Source organism: Verrucomicrobiales bacterium, assembly GCA_016793885.1.
Taxonomy (GTDB): domain Bacteria; phylum Verrucomicrobiota; class Verrucomicrobiia; order Limisphaerales; family UBA11320; genus UBA11320.
The window spans coordinates 100,106-116,685 of record JAEUHE010000060.1 but is presented as its reverse complement, the minus strand read 5'-3'; the positions used below and the strand labels follow the sequence as shown (position 1 = coordinate 116,685).

4 protein-coding genes are annotated in these 16,580 nt (G+C 57.3%); all 4 read right to left on the bottom strand.

From position 1 onward, the window contains the following. Window positions 1-1,634 (bottom strand): hypothetical protein (locus tag JNN07_07820; GenBank protein ID MBL9167633.1); only part of this gene is annotated, 1,634 nt, incomplete at its 3' end. Further along, on the bottom strand, window positions 1,631-3,208 hold the full coding sequence (locus tag JNN07_07815) for an RHS repeat-associated core domain-containing protein (protein ID MBL9167632.1): 1,578 nt from the start codon (window positions 3,206-3,208) through the stop codon (window positions 1,631-1,633). The genes JNN07_07820 and JNN07_07815, both read right to left, overlap by 4 nt. Before the next feature lie 5 nt (window positions 3,209-3,213). Beyond that, window positions 3,214-8,577 (bottom strand): VCBS repeat-containing protein, encoded by a 5,364-nt coding sequence (locus tag JNN07_07810; GenBank protein MBL9167631.1) that lies wholly within the window; start codon window positions 8,575-8,577, stop codon window positions 3,214-3,216. A gap of 22 nt (window positions 8,578-8,599) precedes the next feature. Continuing rightward, window positions 8,600-16,564: a hypothetical protein gene (locus JNN07_07805; GenBank protein ID MBL9167630.1), complete on the bottom strand. Its 7,965-nt coding sequence runs from the start codon at window positions 16,562-16,564 to the stop codon at window positions 8,600-8,602. Between the last annotated feature and the right edge of the window lie 16 nt (window positions 16,565-16,580).

The window sequence follows — 16,580 nt, the reverse complement described above, 5'->3', positions numbered from 1 at the left end:
GCGTTGGCATTGAAGGCCCCGGAAACAGCTGCCTCGGCTTCAGCTCTTGTCACAAAGGTTGACGCTGCGGGGATCCCTGGCTGCGCTGATAAACGAGCACCTAGTTGCGCCTCCGTCTGACCGACATGCCGAGCCAAGAGGTGTCCTCCAGCATTCTCACTGACGGTGAGGCCACCAGGCTGAGCAAGCCGAGAGAACGCTCCACTATCTGCGGCCAGCGCGTTTCCACCAACCCTGGTCGTTACTCCGACCGCGGCTTCCCCCGCTCTGATTCCAATGAGTGTCCTCGCTGCCCGGACTAAGCGTCCGACGGGAAGCACAGATACCACTTCAACTCCTGCGCCAACATAGTCTCTAGCGGAGAGTTCACGTCCACCGTTGAAAGCCGCGTCCGATAGTCTGCTAACGCCCTCGGACCCAAAAACACTCCAAACAGCGTCGGCAGTAGCCCATACACCGGCTTCGGCATCTCCAGAAATTGTGTCACGTCTGGCAGCCTCAATTCCGTTCTGGGCTATCCATTCTGCAACGGACTCGGTGCCGGTCGGATCTAGGAGGTTCAGCGGATTGCTCTGGGTGTAAGCATAGGCATTGAGGGCTTGGGGAGTTGCCAACAGTTCAGGAGGAACTCCGAGGAGAAGAGGATCAACACTCGCGAATCGCCCCAGCCCCGCACTGAGATACCGTGCCTCGAAGTAATCGAGCGCGGTCTCTTTATCTCGCTCCTTTTGGGTGAACTGGTAATTCTCCTGAACCCCGCGTGGCTGGAAGTCGTTTCGGGCAGCACCAAACGGATACATCGCCGTCTCCTCCACGATTCCGCCTCGGCTATCGCTGACACAGCTCGAAGAACCAAGATGATCCTGATGGAAGTAGCGGATACGGAGGGAATCATCCGGCGCAGAGAGCGCGATCGAGTTCTCCGCACGCACGAACAGTGCTTCGCCAGGAGCCAAGCAGGGTGGTTCCGCCGCAAGGTCTCCGAGCGGCGGTGGTAACCAGGAGATCCATCGCCTCGACCAGGCTTCGTAGGCAAACATTGCTGCATTGGTCGTGACTGGGCTTAGAATCGAGGACAATGAGAGCGCCTCCAGATCATTGTTACTCACGAAGTCGCCTTCGCCAGCGAGCGACTGCGGTCCAGGAGGCAACTGGACTCCACGAAGCGACACGGTGGCTTCTTGCTTGGAGCGCAACCAGAGGACGGAGCCCGATGGGAGGGAACCACCAAGGCCAACTGGCTCCCACAGTCGTGTTGATCGGTTCCATAGGAATGCGGCGTCCGCGACGCCGCCCTTCAACAACTGCTCCGATGCGTTGGAGAGGCTTACCGCAAGGCTGACAAGGTTCCAGCCCGCGTATACTCGCAGTCTTTGTTGGCGGGGCGTGTCCGTTAAGGAGCCAGTGACTCGCGCGACCCGGGTGGAGCCGTTCCAGACATACTTGGTCGGCACATCGTGGTCGCGAACTTCGAAGAACTTATTGACGTATAGAACGGAGGTCTGACCAGGACTGACCTGCACGGCAGAAATCGACGGAGGCGTCAACAACCACAGCGAAACCAGGACGAAGGCGAAGTGCAAAGATCCAGAATCGTGGCGCATCACAGCAGACTTTCTCAACAGGTTGTTCATTCGCAAAAGGAAGCTCTCACCCCTACGCAATCAACGGGCGGGCCGGCATAGGCACGTGCCGCGTTCACGTACGATTGAAGGGCCTGTTCGAAGTTACGATTAGCTTCATGGAACTGATCGACGGTCATTCCCGCCGCACCATGGTACTCAGGTAAGGGGTGGCTGAGTAGATAGTTGATGTACGCCCGACCATGTTGCGCTTCGTGAAAACGAAGCGACGTGTTGCCCGCGGCAGTGTCGTCATCGGTCGTGCCTCGACCATAGGCAGAGTAGGCCTGGGGATTCGCTCCCCTTCGGTAGACTGTCTGAAGAGAAACCGTAACTCTCGGCGAGCGCACCGACCTCACAGTTCCATCCCTTCGCACTCGAGCCGTCGGGGCAACCACCTGCCAACGCAAACCGGTTTCCGCACTCGATCTGTGACTCTCACCGGTTCGGCTCAATCGCCGCTGTGTGCGGTCATGCTCGATGACGATTTCAGCCCGTGGTCGATTAGGATTATCCGACCGTAGAGGGATGCGATTTCGACGTTGACGGTCCAAGGACGCACCGTCAGTGGGTAGAACCGGGGTGGTGGCATCCAGACCATCGGCATCCGTCCACCGAATCGGATTATTCCCAGCGTAGCCGTATCCATGTAAATGCATCTGCGGATTAAGTCGAGGGTCTGCGAGTCCCCGTTGAGTCCGTTCACTTTCGTTCAGAACCGCAGCCGGATCCACCGACAGAAAGCGCGCCACTGCAGACTGAAAGTACCTGGCTTCCAGATAGCCAAGGAAAGACTCTTGATCCAGCTCCTTCTGCACAAATCCATAGGCGTTGTCAGACGATGTCTGTCCGTCGGAACGCCTCACCCCACCAAACGGAAATCGGCAGGCAGAATGTTCTCGGCTCCCGGTCCCATCAGTGACCAGAGCTACGGATCCGATATGATCCAGGTGGAAATAATGGACGCTTGAAATTGGGTTCAGCTCAGGTAGATCGGTCACCATGCTCGGGCGTAGGTACAGCACCTGCCCAGGAGCCAGCTCCAGCTGCCTGTTCGGATTCGAGGACCAGCCGTATGGAAACTGTGCTAACCCGACCCCCGCGGAAGCATCGAAACCCCAAACTAAAGAGCCTTGGATGCCCGGAGCAACGACAGACCATCGTTCCAACCCGCCTTGAATGAAATCTCCATCCGTTCCAATGGATCGTCGCGCGGGCGGCAGGTAGTTTCCCAGTAGAGCCCAGTTGGCCTGGGTCGAGCAACGCAGCCAATACACCCCGGGCCCAGTCACCGCTTGCGCTGGATCCAGGGGCAAGAAGCTGGCGAGGGAGGCGCTCCACCGAAACCATGTGTCAGCGACGGGAACGGCGGTTGAGGATCCCGTCAACGCATCGGACACCGCTATGGAGATCGAGTTCCATCCGGGCCAAGAGCGAACACGCTGCACCCGTGGTCGGGTGGACAAGGATCCCGTCACCCGAGCCACACGTTCCTCAGCATTCCAGACGTACTTCGTCGGGACATCCCGTTCGCGGACCTCGAAGTATTTGTCAGGATAGAGCACGGAGTCGATGGGGGTTCGCAAGGCGCCTAAGGCGGAGGAGATACGGGAGTTGTTAGAGTCGGAGCGGGCTGCTTTTTTTTTACACGTTTGCTAATGCGCCGATCTGTGTAGTCGTAGCTATACTCGACCCGCATGGTCTCGTCCTCCGCAGCAACGAGGCGATCTTGAAAGTCCCAGAGGCAACTGAGCCCGTCGATTTCAAGCATGTTGCCGTTGGAATCGTAGGGATAAGATCGAGCCGAAGCATCAGACTGAGGGCTCCGGATCGCGGTAAGGGCATGAGGTCCGGGTGGATCAGCCGGGAGTCGACCGCGGCGCGATCGCGAACCAGCTGAGCCTCCATAGCTCATCGAACCCAGGTTGGCGAGCGGACGTCCCCTTTCGTCTCGATGATCCAGGTCGGAGGTCTGGGCCAGCATGTTCCCGATGCGATCGTAGCGATACTGAATCGCTCCATCGTTACGAGTCGCCTGTCCGGGCAAAGCGAATGAATACTGCGCCGACGTCAATCGGTAGAGGTCGTCGTAGTCGAAGATCTGGGTGTTCCGCCGTGGATCCCCCGCTGGCACCGCGCTCCCGGGCCGTTGATCGGTGATTTGTCGAATGTTCGAGGCATCATCAAACCTATACGTGAAGTGCAACAACTCGGTCTGCCCCAGGAGCGGGTTGACTCCGACCGTCATCAATCGAGTCAATCGGAGTCGAGTGTCGTGTTGGTAGCTGGTTCGAATCCCGTTGCCATAGTCCACCTGTGCATGTTGGCCGGATGGAAAGTAGGAAAGATTGGATATGATGGTCCCATTAGGGCCACCAGGAATGCGTTGCAGCAAACTTCGCTCGTTGTATTCGTAAGTGACCTCATCGTTGTCGGGATACACGACCCGGGTCACCCGATCGAGGGAATCGTAGGAAAAGCCGGTGCGATACGAGACCAAGGCCGGATTCGCCGGAGCGTTAGATCCCTGAAGCGTGGGATAGAAGACGGGGTCAGAGATCCGCTTCACAGTCGCGGCAATGCGGCCTCGGTCGTCGTACGACATGTGCTCTTCCCCGGCAAGGTCCCAGACATACGCCAGCATGGCGATGGTGTTTTGAGCGGTAGCGGTAGTGGTGTCTCCCTGGTCCAGAGCGAAAACCGGCGAATCATAGAAATAGGCGACATCAGGTCGATTGTTACGGGTGAGAGGAAGGGTGGGATCGAAGCGGCGATTCGCTGAAAACGGCATGCCTTCATCATGGTAGTCCTCAGTCAAGATGCGATTGGCTCCGTCGTAGGTGTAGCTGATCTTCTGCCCCTTGGCATCCGTACTCTCAAGAACATTGGATCCCTCGTCGTAGACAAGGAACATCGAGCCACGATTCGGGTCGTCCAGATGAACTTTGCGCTTCAGGCCATCGTAGGTGAAGGTCTTCGTGTTGCCTTGAGAATCCGTGATCGTCGTGAGTTGATCGTTAAGATCGTATTCGTAGCGTGTTGTCCAGGAGTTTACGGAGAGTGAACGCGTACCATCGTCGTTTAAATGCGACGTCTCCTGGACCGCGATCAATCGACCCAAACCATCCGTATGTTGGATCGATGGAGTACCAAACTGCGGTGAATTCGGGTCGATGTCGTTTTCATCAAAAAGCCGAGTGAGAAGGGGTTCATACTGCGTGGTTCGAAAGGTTCCGGTGGGGTCTGTAACCCTCAACGGCCGTAGCGTGGCGTCGTAGAGAGTGGAGGAATGCTGCGCCCCGGCCAGCCCAAGCTTCTTCAGCTCACCCCCATCCTCAAATGCTCCTTGCCATCCCGCTTCCTCGATATGCTCGTACCCGAGCTGTTCGTCCAAGCTGCCCCTGCGAAGGGAGAAGAACGGATTCAGAATTCGCTCGGGTTGTTGACGGGCGTTGAACATTACGGCTTCGGAGACGACCACGCGTGGAGCCGTAGTCCCCAACGCTGGCTCGGCTTCTTGTTTCGCGAGCAGCTTGCGACCGAGTCCGTCAGTAAATTGGCGACTGAGCAGATAATGATCCCGCTTCGTAGGCATGCTTCCAGGTGGCTTATCCAGGGCCCGAGTCTCCACGTAGTTTACAACCCCGCGATCTCCTGTGGGGACAGCCACCGCGTAGGAGAACTCCGCACTCGGATACTCCTCGGTGTCGTATGGCTTCACCAGCCGCGTCAGTCGACCAAAGGTGTCATAACCGTAGGTTGTTGAATGCCCATTAAAGTCGGTGGAGGACGTCACCACGGCGAATCCAACATCATAATTGGCCTGAAACGTGAAAGGCTCCTTCCCACCACCGACGTAGATGGATTCACGGATCGGGAAAGTATGGAAAGCGTCATCAAACTCAATAACCCGGACGTGTCCAGCGGAATGATTCACGAATCCCCCAGGAGCCGCGGCCAGCGGATCCAGGAGCATGACCGCGTTCCCATATCGGTCATACTGAGTTCGCGAAGCCTGCACCACCGCGGAAGAGTTTGAAGGAGAGATCCAGGCGCGCGTCAGAGTCAGATTGCCAACTGTGACTTGTCCAAAATTGTCTCCCGAAAAAGTCGGATCGTCGTAGAAAGAGTCAACTCGCGAGACAATTGCGCCCTGTTCGTCCGTCACCTCCTGACGCTTGGGCAAACGGAGGATCCAGGCATTTGTATTGATGGCATATTCGGTGACCGTGGCACGCTCATCATTCCACGCTGACCGATCACCGCTTTCGACCACGCCGTAGTTGACACTCCGCGTTTGATTGCCATATCGATCGAACTCAACCTCCGACTCGAGAAGCCGTTCCGTTCCCTGACCAAGTTCCTGAATCACCTTCCTCGATGCCGTGGGGTGCACCCAGTGGATGGGCTGTCCATTGGTCCCTTGGAAAAGCACGATCGGGGGCACCGTCCACGCAGTTGTCTCGTCGGTGAAGACCTTCCCGGCCTCGGTTTCAATGGTGGACCGCAAAAGCAGTCCCTTCATACTGTCATGGTTGTGCCCGACATCAAAATGGGATCGAGCCACGAGAGTTGGCGCGGTCGCATCTCCGAGCTCGATCTGCTCGACGCGGGCGAATCCGCGGAATTGCTTCTCCACCGCATCGTAATACCCATCATGATAGCGGAATCTCGTCACATACTGATGTCCCAGCGAATCGAGATTGGTGACGGAACTCACCACCGTAACCGGGAACGGAAGCGCATTCGTCCACGGCTGCCGAGCAGCCAAGTCCTCAAGCATGTAATGCGTGGAGGAGGCATAACCAAGAAGCGTAACCCGTCCGATTCCATTGGAAATGGCGGTGAGAATATTGGGCGCGAAACCGCAGTTGAGCAGTTTGCCCAGATCCACGATTCGTAGCCGCTGCTCGGCCGTCGAGTCAGCGTAGACCAGATCGGCGGATCCATCCCCGTCCAAATCTGCCCAGCGAACCACTGCAGTCGCACCCACCCCGGAGGGCAATCCCGTCATGATCTTGCGCGAGCTAAACCGGTAATTGCCCAGGTTGATCCAATAGTACAGCGCGCCCGGCGCCGCGCGTTCGATGACGAGATCGGCCAAACCATCACCTGTGATGTCCTGGAGCCTTGCGACGTCGCGCTGAGCTGACTCAATTCCCTCAGAAATCGGAACGGTTACGGCGGGGCCAAATCGACCATAGCCCAGTCCAGGGCTCACGGTGACGGAACCCAGCCCAATCCTGGTGATGTCCGGAACCCGATCGCCGTTGAAATCAGCGATCTGCACGCCGATCTGGGTGAAGAGTGCGCCGGAACCGTTTGAAACCGTACGACGTCGAGAATACTGATTATGCCCGAGATTGAACCACACGCGATAATCGACTCCCCCGCCCGACGCGACGCTCTGGATGATATCGATGCGCTTGTCAAAATCGATGTCCGCCGTCCGAACATCCGAATTACCAAATGGACTGGGAGGGGCCGAGTCCTGCACCGACATGGTTTGCCTGGATCCCCATTGGAGATTCGCCCGGTTCGCGAAATAGTAGACGTTGTTGTTGAATGAGCTCGCCACCAGGTCAGCAAGTCCATCTCCATCCATGTCGGCCAGATGAACGGCGTTGGAAGAGAGCGCAAAACTGTTAGCCCGGGCATCCCCGCCAAGGTCAATCCCAGCTGACCATTGCAATGCGGGACTGCCATTGGTCGCCGTCAGGCCCAGATTGAGATAGGCCCGATGCGGAGTCGCAGAACCTTGAAAGGTGCGCAACACATCCGGAAGCCCATCCCCATTCACATCCAGCAGATCGGTCAGTGGATTATCCATGACCGAAGGCGGAGCGTTCAGACTCGAGAGAATCGCATCCGTGGCCGTGAGGCGATCCGGCGGATTGCAGATTGAGTACCCAAACCTGGACGACGGCAGGGTGCTGACACCGTCGGCCCCCACCGGTGTTACGGCGGCGAGGAGAGACCAATGGGTATCCGCACCCGCATAGTCCAAATACGCCAGATCATAACGCCAGTTCAAAGAATCCGGAATGCCGTCCTGGTTAAAATCGCCGCGAGCGTGGTCTGCGAGGAGGGGCCCTTGGGTTCCGACCACGATGCGCTTCAGCCGCTTTCCAGTCCGCACGAGAAACCCCGAGCGCCCATCCTCGAACCAGTCAGCGCGATCTTCATACTCAAAGGAGACAAAATGGAAATGACTCCACGGGGGGGAGCCTGGCCCGTAACGGATCTCCTTGAGATAGACCTGATTTGTGTTCTCTGCGCCAAGACCTTTCGAGTAGGAATAGAGGATCACATTCCCTCTGGTGTCCGTCTCACGCTCGATCAGCCAGCAGAAGACCTTATTGGTATCTCCAGTAACCCTTGCGTCACTGTTCAGGCCGAAATCCAGTCGAGTCCCATCGGGAAGTGTGCCTTCCCAGGCTTCGCCCGTGCGTCGATACCGGACGAAAGGACCTTCGTTCTTGCAGAAATAGTCTCCATTGGCCAGCGGGACCAACTCCTCCTTCGAGTCATTGATGAAACTCTGATACCGTTTCGACCAATCATCAACGCTCGTCGGGGCGGGTTCCCCGTCGTACAAGGGAATACCCTGATCGGTGCGCCGTTGGATGCTAGCGATCGGCAGGTGCCAACCAAACCCGAGAATCCCGTTACCTCCGCCCCCCTCATAGGCCAGAGCCAGCGAGGGCGTTTGCCCCGCGGTCCCCGGAGGAACCTTGAGCGCCACGGAATACTTGGCCGTGCCCGTGTTCAAGGTAGGTTGAAATGATTCGCCCAACCCTTCAATGGATCCAGGTCCCTTCGGCACGGAAATGGAGTTTGCCGAGACTCCGGACTTATCCGCCCCGGGAAGTAACCCGCAGCAGAGAGTCATCCCGCTCAACAGCCAGGCTTTGGCCTGACGGGCATCGACGCGAAGCGGAAGTAACCGGAACATTGTGAGATCGGGCGAGAAGGGTTTAGTTCCCTGAATAGGAGTAGGTGGAAAACTCGAGTAGAATGTCCGCGAGTCCTTCTCCATCGCCCAAAGCTCCCTGGACGAAGGTGCGGATGCCGCGATCGGGATCTACACCGAGGAGATCTCCTCCCAGAATGATCAAGAGCCATCGAGTGTTCCAAACCGAGCGTCCCACGAGACGCTTATAGGCCTGCAACTCCGGATTTGTGGGCGTGCCGTTAAGCCCCCCATCGTGAAAAGCCCGCATCTGAGAATAGCGGCGGATAGCGAGGAAAGGCTCTCCTTGACTGTTGTCGGCGATCGGGGTCCACAGCGGAGCCGGGAAGCTGGACCGCAGATCCTCCGTTGAAAGGGGAGGAGGCATGAACTGGTCGAGAATCTTCCATTCGCGACTCACCGCCGCGCCTGCTCCTAAGGTGATTGGACTCAGCAGAACGTCGTTGCCAACCGGAACCAAGTAGACATAGGGCGTGCTGTTGAGGGCGGAGGCATCATAACCGATGAGGCGTACGCCCGCCGATCTGATCTTAGTCGCGAAGTAGGATGAGCTGAAGTTGGCGCCACCACCTGATTCCGGCCAACCGAAGAAGTTATGGCGGAAGAGAATCGCGCTGCCGAATGGGATGACAATGCCCGGCTCTTTGCGCCCACCCAGCCCAAATTGCGCCGGCGGTTTGCAGTAACGGTTGAACTCCGGTATCGCGGAGACATCTGGAACTACGAGGGAACTGAGCCACGCTCGCCAGTTGGCACTGCCCGCATCGTTGGTCAGCGAGCGGAACAGTCCGGCACGCATGGAAAACGTGAGCTGTTCCCTCGAGGCATTGTTGAACCCCAGTTGGCCCTTCAGGTTCCGTCCGGCATCGCTCCAATTGTTGTTCATCGCCCATAAGGCGGCGGCCAGTCCGCCATCCCCCCTCCTGCCCGCGCCTGGTCCGGGCTGGGGATTTCCCGTACCGTCGATCACCCCCACAGACCTGGCTCTCACAATGTCAGTGAGGAGTGCAGCGCCGGGAGTCCAGCGACTTTCCGTGTCGCGCAGATTCGTTTCAAAGTCGTAGGCCGCGGCCGCAAAGTAGACATAGCGCGCCGCCATGTCGAACTGAGCCCGGTACTGTTGTAGCGCCTCATTGCGGAAGACCCGAAATGCCATATCTTTGTACCGGTACTCCTGCACCTGTTCCGCCGTCTTTTGTCGAAACCGCAAACGCTCCTCCAACAACCGTTGCCCACGGCTCAAAGTCGACGCAAAGCGTCCGCTCGCCTGTTGCATCGCCTCCTGCTGGGTATAAAGCTCCAGCCGAAGCGAAGCTTCTTGTCTGAGTAGCTGCTCGATCTGTGCGATCTGTTGAAGGACACCTTGTTCGTGTCGCAGCGTTGTAAGCTCGATATTTTGAGCGTTCTGCGCGGATTCCTTAGCCTGCTGTTGAACTAGTTCGACCAAGGACTCCTCGTTCGCGAGTCCCGTGAAGATCTCCGTTTTGACCGAACTCGAAAGGAGAATTGCACTCCTAGCGAGGGACGTTGGATCGAATGAAAAACCCGCCGAGGTCGGTAGGGCCTCGGCGAGAGCATTGCCGAGCAGGCTTTCAATCCTCGCTGTCTTTTGGAAATCTAGCTGAATCGAACGGGAACGACGAATGCTAGCATTCAGGTTATCCTGTGCGGCCGTTCCCGCACGCAGCACTCCAACCTCGGACGCATCCAGGTTGTATTGAGCCCGTAGGAGCGCCGCTTGATCCTCGATATGCGCCAGGAGCCCTTCATACTCGGTGAGGGCTCTTCGAAAACGAGCCGTCACCTGGAGCAGATCTGAATGCGCCATCTGCAACTCCCCAGGGGCGCGTCGAGCGCGCGTCCAAGTGGAAGGCTTGACGAGGCCTAGCCCGTTCGCTGCGAGATGATAGGTCACGGGAACCGTCCTCCGCGTCAGGTTCCCATTGGAGTCCACTTCGGTATCAGTCATCAACACCGTGAACTCGCGTCCCAACGGGGGAACCTCCCCAGTGATCTCCGAATAGTCATGGTACATGTAGTGGAGCAGATCGGGTCCGTTCGGCGCGGCCGCATAGGCCGGATCGTCCGGGTAGGGGTAGCCGAAGACTTCGACTAGGCGGTTGGTGAAGTCGTTCTCACGATCCCTTACTGTGTCCTGAAATTGACCGATGGTGTCGGCCTGTCCGCGGAGGCGCTGGGTGGATGCGTTAGCCCGGTTGAACACTCCAATCGCGTTGTTCATGGATCGCCTCGCCCGGTCCAGGATCTGCTCAAAATGGGTCTCCCCCGCCTCGACTCGGGCCGGATCGATGTCGAATGGAATGACGTTCTTGGCGATGCCCAAGGGGTTCAGCCCGGCATCGGCCTTATCCAACTCATCCTGGATTGAAGTATAACTCCCAACGATCTCGCGCAGTTCTGTCACCGTGGTCCGATCAACCTTGATGGTGTCATCACCAATGGCCACGGGAGGTAAGAGTGCATTACCCGTCAGCCAGTCGAAAAACGCTCCCTGACCCGCGCGGGAAGCCCATTCAGAGAGGCCCCACGAACGCTCAAGGTTCGCATCAAGGTAGCCTTGCCATTGCCCATCAGGATCCTCAACGTAACGGCTCCGGTAGGTCAGGTTCACTAACTCAGCTCCGGTTCGAGCTTTCGCAGCCGCCACCTCGGCAAATTTTCGCTCGTGCTGATAATTGACGGGCACTTCCCCCACCCCACCAGCCAATTTCACGAATTCATGAGTCACCGTCCATTCAAACTCTGGATTCCGCAGCAAACGGTAGAAGTTTTGGATAGCGGTCAGATAATGGCCCCAGGCATCACCGTGTCCTTGGGGCCAGATTGTCTGCGCATCGGCCGCATCGACCCTTCCGTCTCCACTTCGGTCCTTGATATTGTAGTTCAAGACGTAAGCGGGCTCGGCCTGAAACCCGGCGGCCATGCTCGGAGGGAGCCGATTGTACACCGGGTGGACTCGCACATTGCGCCTAAAGGAATCATCAAGCCCCCGCAACAAGGCCAATTCCTCCATGAGCAACGAGTCAATGCCCGCCTGATCCATAAAGCAGTGCACAGACGAAGCCTCCACTCCGTAATCCCCGCCCGTGGTCACAAACCCAATGGTAGGATCCGCAGCGTCCGCATAAGCTTCATTGCCCAATAGAAGATAAATATTGGCGAGCTGAGCCGCGGCTTGAAGAAGAGCCCGATTTGCACCCATATCCTTGACCGGAGGGGTACCTTCGATACTCATCTCGATCCCGCGCTTCAAAATCGTCTCGTAAATCTCGATCAAGCCGAACTCCTCGGAGTTTTGGAGGGCTGCAGCGTTCAAGGGGACTTTACCCACCCAGCGAGTTCCAGCCTGGCTGATCACATTGACAATCGTGTCAGCACTCGAGTTCACCAAGTCTGCGTAGCGTTGGTTGAAGAAATTGATGTTCGCCAGAACCCTTTTGATCCACCCCTCAACCAGCGCCGGTTCGGTGAACGCGGTGAATCCCGTGCCGCAGGGATTGGCTGAGTTCGTAGTTCGCCAGCGGCAGCGATACCACCAGTCACCGAGGCTCCGAGCCCCAGAACCGCTGATCACTTGGGTCACGGCTCCTAGTTCCGGTGCCGGAGTGAGATTGATCCAAGCCGGAGAATCGGGAGCCGGTTTGGTCGGCCCGGCGTGATATTGCCAATCGAAGAGATAGCCGTCGGCTTGGCCACCGAAATCGCCGGAGTGACGCAAAGTCACTTTCTCATCGAACGGATCGTCGGGATAAAGCACTTTGGTGTCCCCACGATACAAGGGACAATTCACTCGAATAATATCGAGGCTAACCGGCGATCCGCGGCCAGCAGGAAGGCCTGCCTCGGCTTGGATCACGTTGTTGAACGCGAGCGTCACGTAGCCGGCACGGCTCGCCAACCCCGCAGTCAAGGCAAAGGTATCGGCGAGGGTTTGAACTGTGTTGTCTGGAACCACTCGCACTTGACCAGCACGAAGGGCGAGCTGACTCAATGTTTCCACGAAGCCCCCCGCATTACTGAGTTTTTTCAAATCGTCAAGATCGCTCTCGTTGAGGACATTCAAGAGCAAGTATCCCGAGGGTTCCTCAGTGCCGAATTCTTCGACGAAGCGCCCATTGAAGTTCAGCTTCCCTTCACTCGGCACCCACCAAACGCGAGAACGCAAATGCGGGGGCAGAGGAACGAAAAAGACCGTCCCATCCAGAAGATTAGTGACCGTCTTACCCGCCATATCCGGAGGCAATTCCTCCAGGGGGACAGAATAAAGATGGCTCGCGTCGATCAACCGTGCGCTGCTACCCGGAGCCGCACCGAGTTTGCTCGATTGCTCATAAACGACGTCGACACTGGTCTGCCCCCTGATGCTGGGAAGACCGAATTTTGCTTTGACGAGCGTTTCGCCAACCCGCAACTCCGGAACGTCTTCGGGCCAGGTGATCTGATACCGCATATCAGTCGGAACGCCTGGAGTTCCCCCCGGACGACGATCTAGCCATGGGATCGCGGTTCCGGCTGGTGCAAACCCGGGAGGGAAGAAGAAGTCATCTCGAACCTTGGGATAGAAGAACCGCATGACAATCTCCGCCGGCCCTCCGTCGTCACCTGCTGCGCGAGCCCAGTAAAACTGCTTTCGATCTCGCCAATAAGGGCCCCTCACAGCGGTGGTGTTCGTCTCCCATCCTAGGAACTGACTCACCGGATACGGAGGTTGGATGAGTCTTCCCGCTATCCCCGAATAGCGGAAAACTTGCGAATTGGTTTCGGCCACTACGCGATAGACCTTTATCGAGGGTTGGTTCGCCGGATTCAAATACGTCAGCAGGACGTAGGGCTCTGAATATTGCGGACTGCTGGTTCCCGGTCGATCCCCCAAGTCATCACGCAAGGCATAAACGGCCTGCGAGGGAAGCTCGTCGTCCTGCTCTGTGGCCGTCACTGTAACGGTGGAAACCAAGCCGCCGGACGCAGTCAACCTGAAGGTCGCTTGGCCATCCTCCAAATCCTGATCGTCCTCCGCACTCACGAAGATCGACTGCGGCACATTCCAATTCTCGCTTGTGAACCTTAGGAGTACTGGCCCAGCATCCAGATCGAGATCTCCTGAGAGGTGAGCAGCCCCAACCGATACTGGTGTCATCGGAGGCTGCGTCAGCCGCACATTCAATGTCCGCGATCCGCCTTCAGGAACACTGAGCGCCGTCGCATCCACGACCAATTGGAGCTCGTTCGTATCGGCCTCTCGGATCGGCACGGTGACTCTTCCGAACAAACCACCCGAGGCCGTCAGGGTGATGGCTGAGCTGCCGTTAACCGATTCCGCTGAATCGAAGTTGGTTCTTGCGAGGAAGTAAATGGTCTTGGGGTGGTTCCAATTAGCAGTAGTAAAGTTGGTTGCGGTGACAATGGCACTCCGATCGAAAGAGGCTAGTAACTCGGGCGCCCCAGTTCTCGACGGAGAAATGCTGACCACGATGTTCTCCGTAGGTGGGTCGCTGCCGAGGACGGATAAGGAAGCCGTGGCAACACTCCCCTCCACGACTACTACACTGTCCTTATCCAGTCGCAACTGAGGTTGTCGACCCCGGCCGGCAAACAGCAGAGCGTGCTCCTCGTTCGGGTTGAACCCAGGAAGCGCGGGATCGTTCTGAACATAAAGCGTAGGAGTTTTGAGACCAGCGAGACTTCCTCCTCGTTCGTTGGCAATGACGATCGTATCGGGACCTTCGGGCCATCGCGGCCTGTATCGCACCGCTTTGGATGGCCACCCGATATCTCCCGCGGATCCTAGGCTGGAAGTCAGGGGGTTCCAAAGCCGGCTGGCTCCTTCGTAGAGCACCAGGACTAGATCATCGGTCGCGGTGTCCGATCGGTCGCGGTTGACCGGGATGATAGGTCCCTGCCGAGTCACTGGATCATAGTAGCCGGGTGCCGCGCAATATCTGCTAAGTTGCCGCAGCGAGTTCACTAGCATAGCAGGTCCGCCAAACGCCAAATCATGGCCCAACCTTTCCGCATCAATCTCCTCTCCGATCGTCGCCTGAACGTTGTCCTGCAGATAGGCCGGATCGTCCCAGCGCACGGTCTTGACGAACTGAAAAGCGACATTTGCTGATGTTCTAGGATCACCCTGTGACAGGAGCAGCACGCTGCGCCCGGGGCCAGAAGCGCTGAATCGTCGGCTGGAGCTGACTTCAGAAGCATCAGTGCCTACCCCAGCCTCTTGGAAAACCCGTGCGTGAGTATAGAGCCCTCCATTGTCCAAAGCCACGGGAGGAGTCTGGGCGACATGAGTTTGAAAGCGGGTCGGATCATTCGGCCAGGAGACGGAATAGTTCATGGGAACACGAGGGCAGGAAGCTTCAGAAAGGCCCCAGGTGACCGACACGGGTCCTTCCTTTAGAGCGAACAGCCTGCGTGATGGGTTGTGCCAGATAGCGGCATCCGAAGGGTTAATCAGCGGCCCGATAGCCGGCACACGGCTCAGGTCAAAGCCATCCGGAGGCGGAAGCTGCGCTCCGATCGAAACGGATTGGGCCGGATTCGGATCTATGATGATCGGAACATCGAGTGGACGATCCTGGGGGTCCACCCATCGGATCAGAAAGCTACCTGAGTTGAGTGCATACAGCTTGCGCGTGGAGGGGTCCCAACAGAACGCATCCGCAGGGATGCTGCTCACGGGCCCATCCGGGTTCTTGGCATCGGGAGCAAAGGAGAGTGGAGGTCGACTTATAGATTGGCCTATGGTGTAGCGAGCAGCACCATGAATTCGACCCAAGTACGTCAAACCGGCTTTCCCAAGTTCGGTAAATTCTCCTCCAATCAAAATTTTTCCATCGCGTGGCTGGACGGCCAAGGCCCTAACATTCCCGTTAGCACCTGGGTCAAACTGGACATCGATGCTTCCATCGGGATTCAGACGCCCGATACGCGAGCGGGCCTTCCCCGCGAGAGAACTGAAGAGGCCTCCGGCCACAATTTTCCCATCCGGCTGCAGGGCGAGTGCGGTCACACTGTTGTTTGCATTCGGGTCGAAGGTCGAATCCAGTGTGCCGTCCGCGTTCAGGCGAGCGATCCGATTCCTGGGAATTCCGTTAACGGAAGTGAAGGATCCTGCAAGCAGAACCTTCTGATCCGGCTGTATCACCAGCGCACTGATCGCACCGTTTACCGGACCAGCCGGCACATAGGAAACATCTAGACTCCCATTGGAGCCAAATCGGGCCAGGCGCATCCGAGCAGCCCCGGCAATTTGTGTAAAGCCACCTCCCACCAGGAGCCTGCCATCCGGGAATTCACCAAAGGCGTAACCGAGTCCCAAATCGTTCGGTCGTGGATTGAAAGCGGCGTCAAAGTCACCCGTCGCACTCAATCTGGCTAGATGCCCCCAAGGCTGGACTCCAACAGAGGTGAAGAGCCCTCCGATCGCAATCTTTCCACTGGACTGGATAAACAATGCGCTGATTGGGAAATCAACCTCCGGCCGGAAAGTTGGATCAATCGTTCCATTTGGCATCACTCGTCCTAAGAAGCTCTGAGCCTTACCGTCCAGTTTTTCGAAATCACCACCAAGCAACACTTTTCCATCCACCTGAACGGCTAGTGAAGCGACTGTTGGAAAGAAATCTGCTGAGCCGAGCATGGATGGTTTAAAGGCATTATCCAGGGCTCCGTTGGAACCCAAGCGAGCAAGCCCGTCTCTCCGTGTTCCGCCGACCTGAGTAAACGAACCACCGGCGAGGACTTGTCCATCGGATTGCACAGCCAGGGATGCGACGAGACCATTGGGTTGCGGTTGAAAACCAGTATCAACATCACCAGGATCCGCGGATGCGGCGCGAGCCTCCAAACTCCTGAACAGAAGGACTAGTAGCGAAAAGATCGTCGACCACTCGCGTTGTCCCACTCGAGGTGCATGATACATCCTATTCCAAAAATGTGGTTTCATGAGAAGTCATTCACTG

Bases quoted from the DNA above. Each gene is read 5' to 3' on its own strand.
- JNN07_07810 (MBL9167631.1), bottom strand. From the start codon at position 8,577: ATGTTCCGGTTACTTCCGCTTCGCGTCGATGCCCGTCAGGCCAAAGCC.
- JNN07_07805 (MBL9167630.1), bottom strand. From the start codon at position 16,564: ATGAAACCACATTTTTGGAATAGGATGTATCATGCACCTCGAGTGGGA.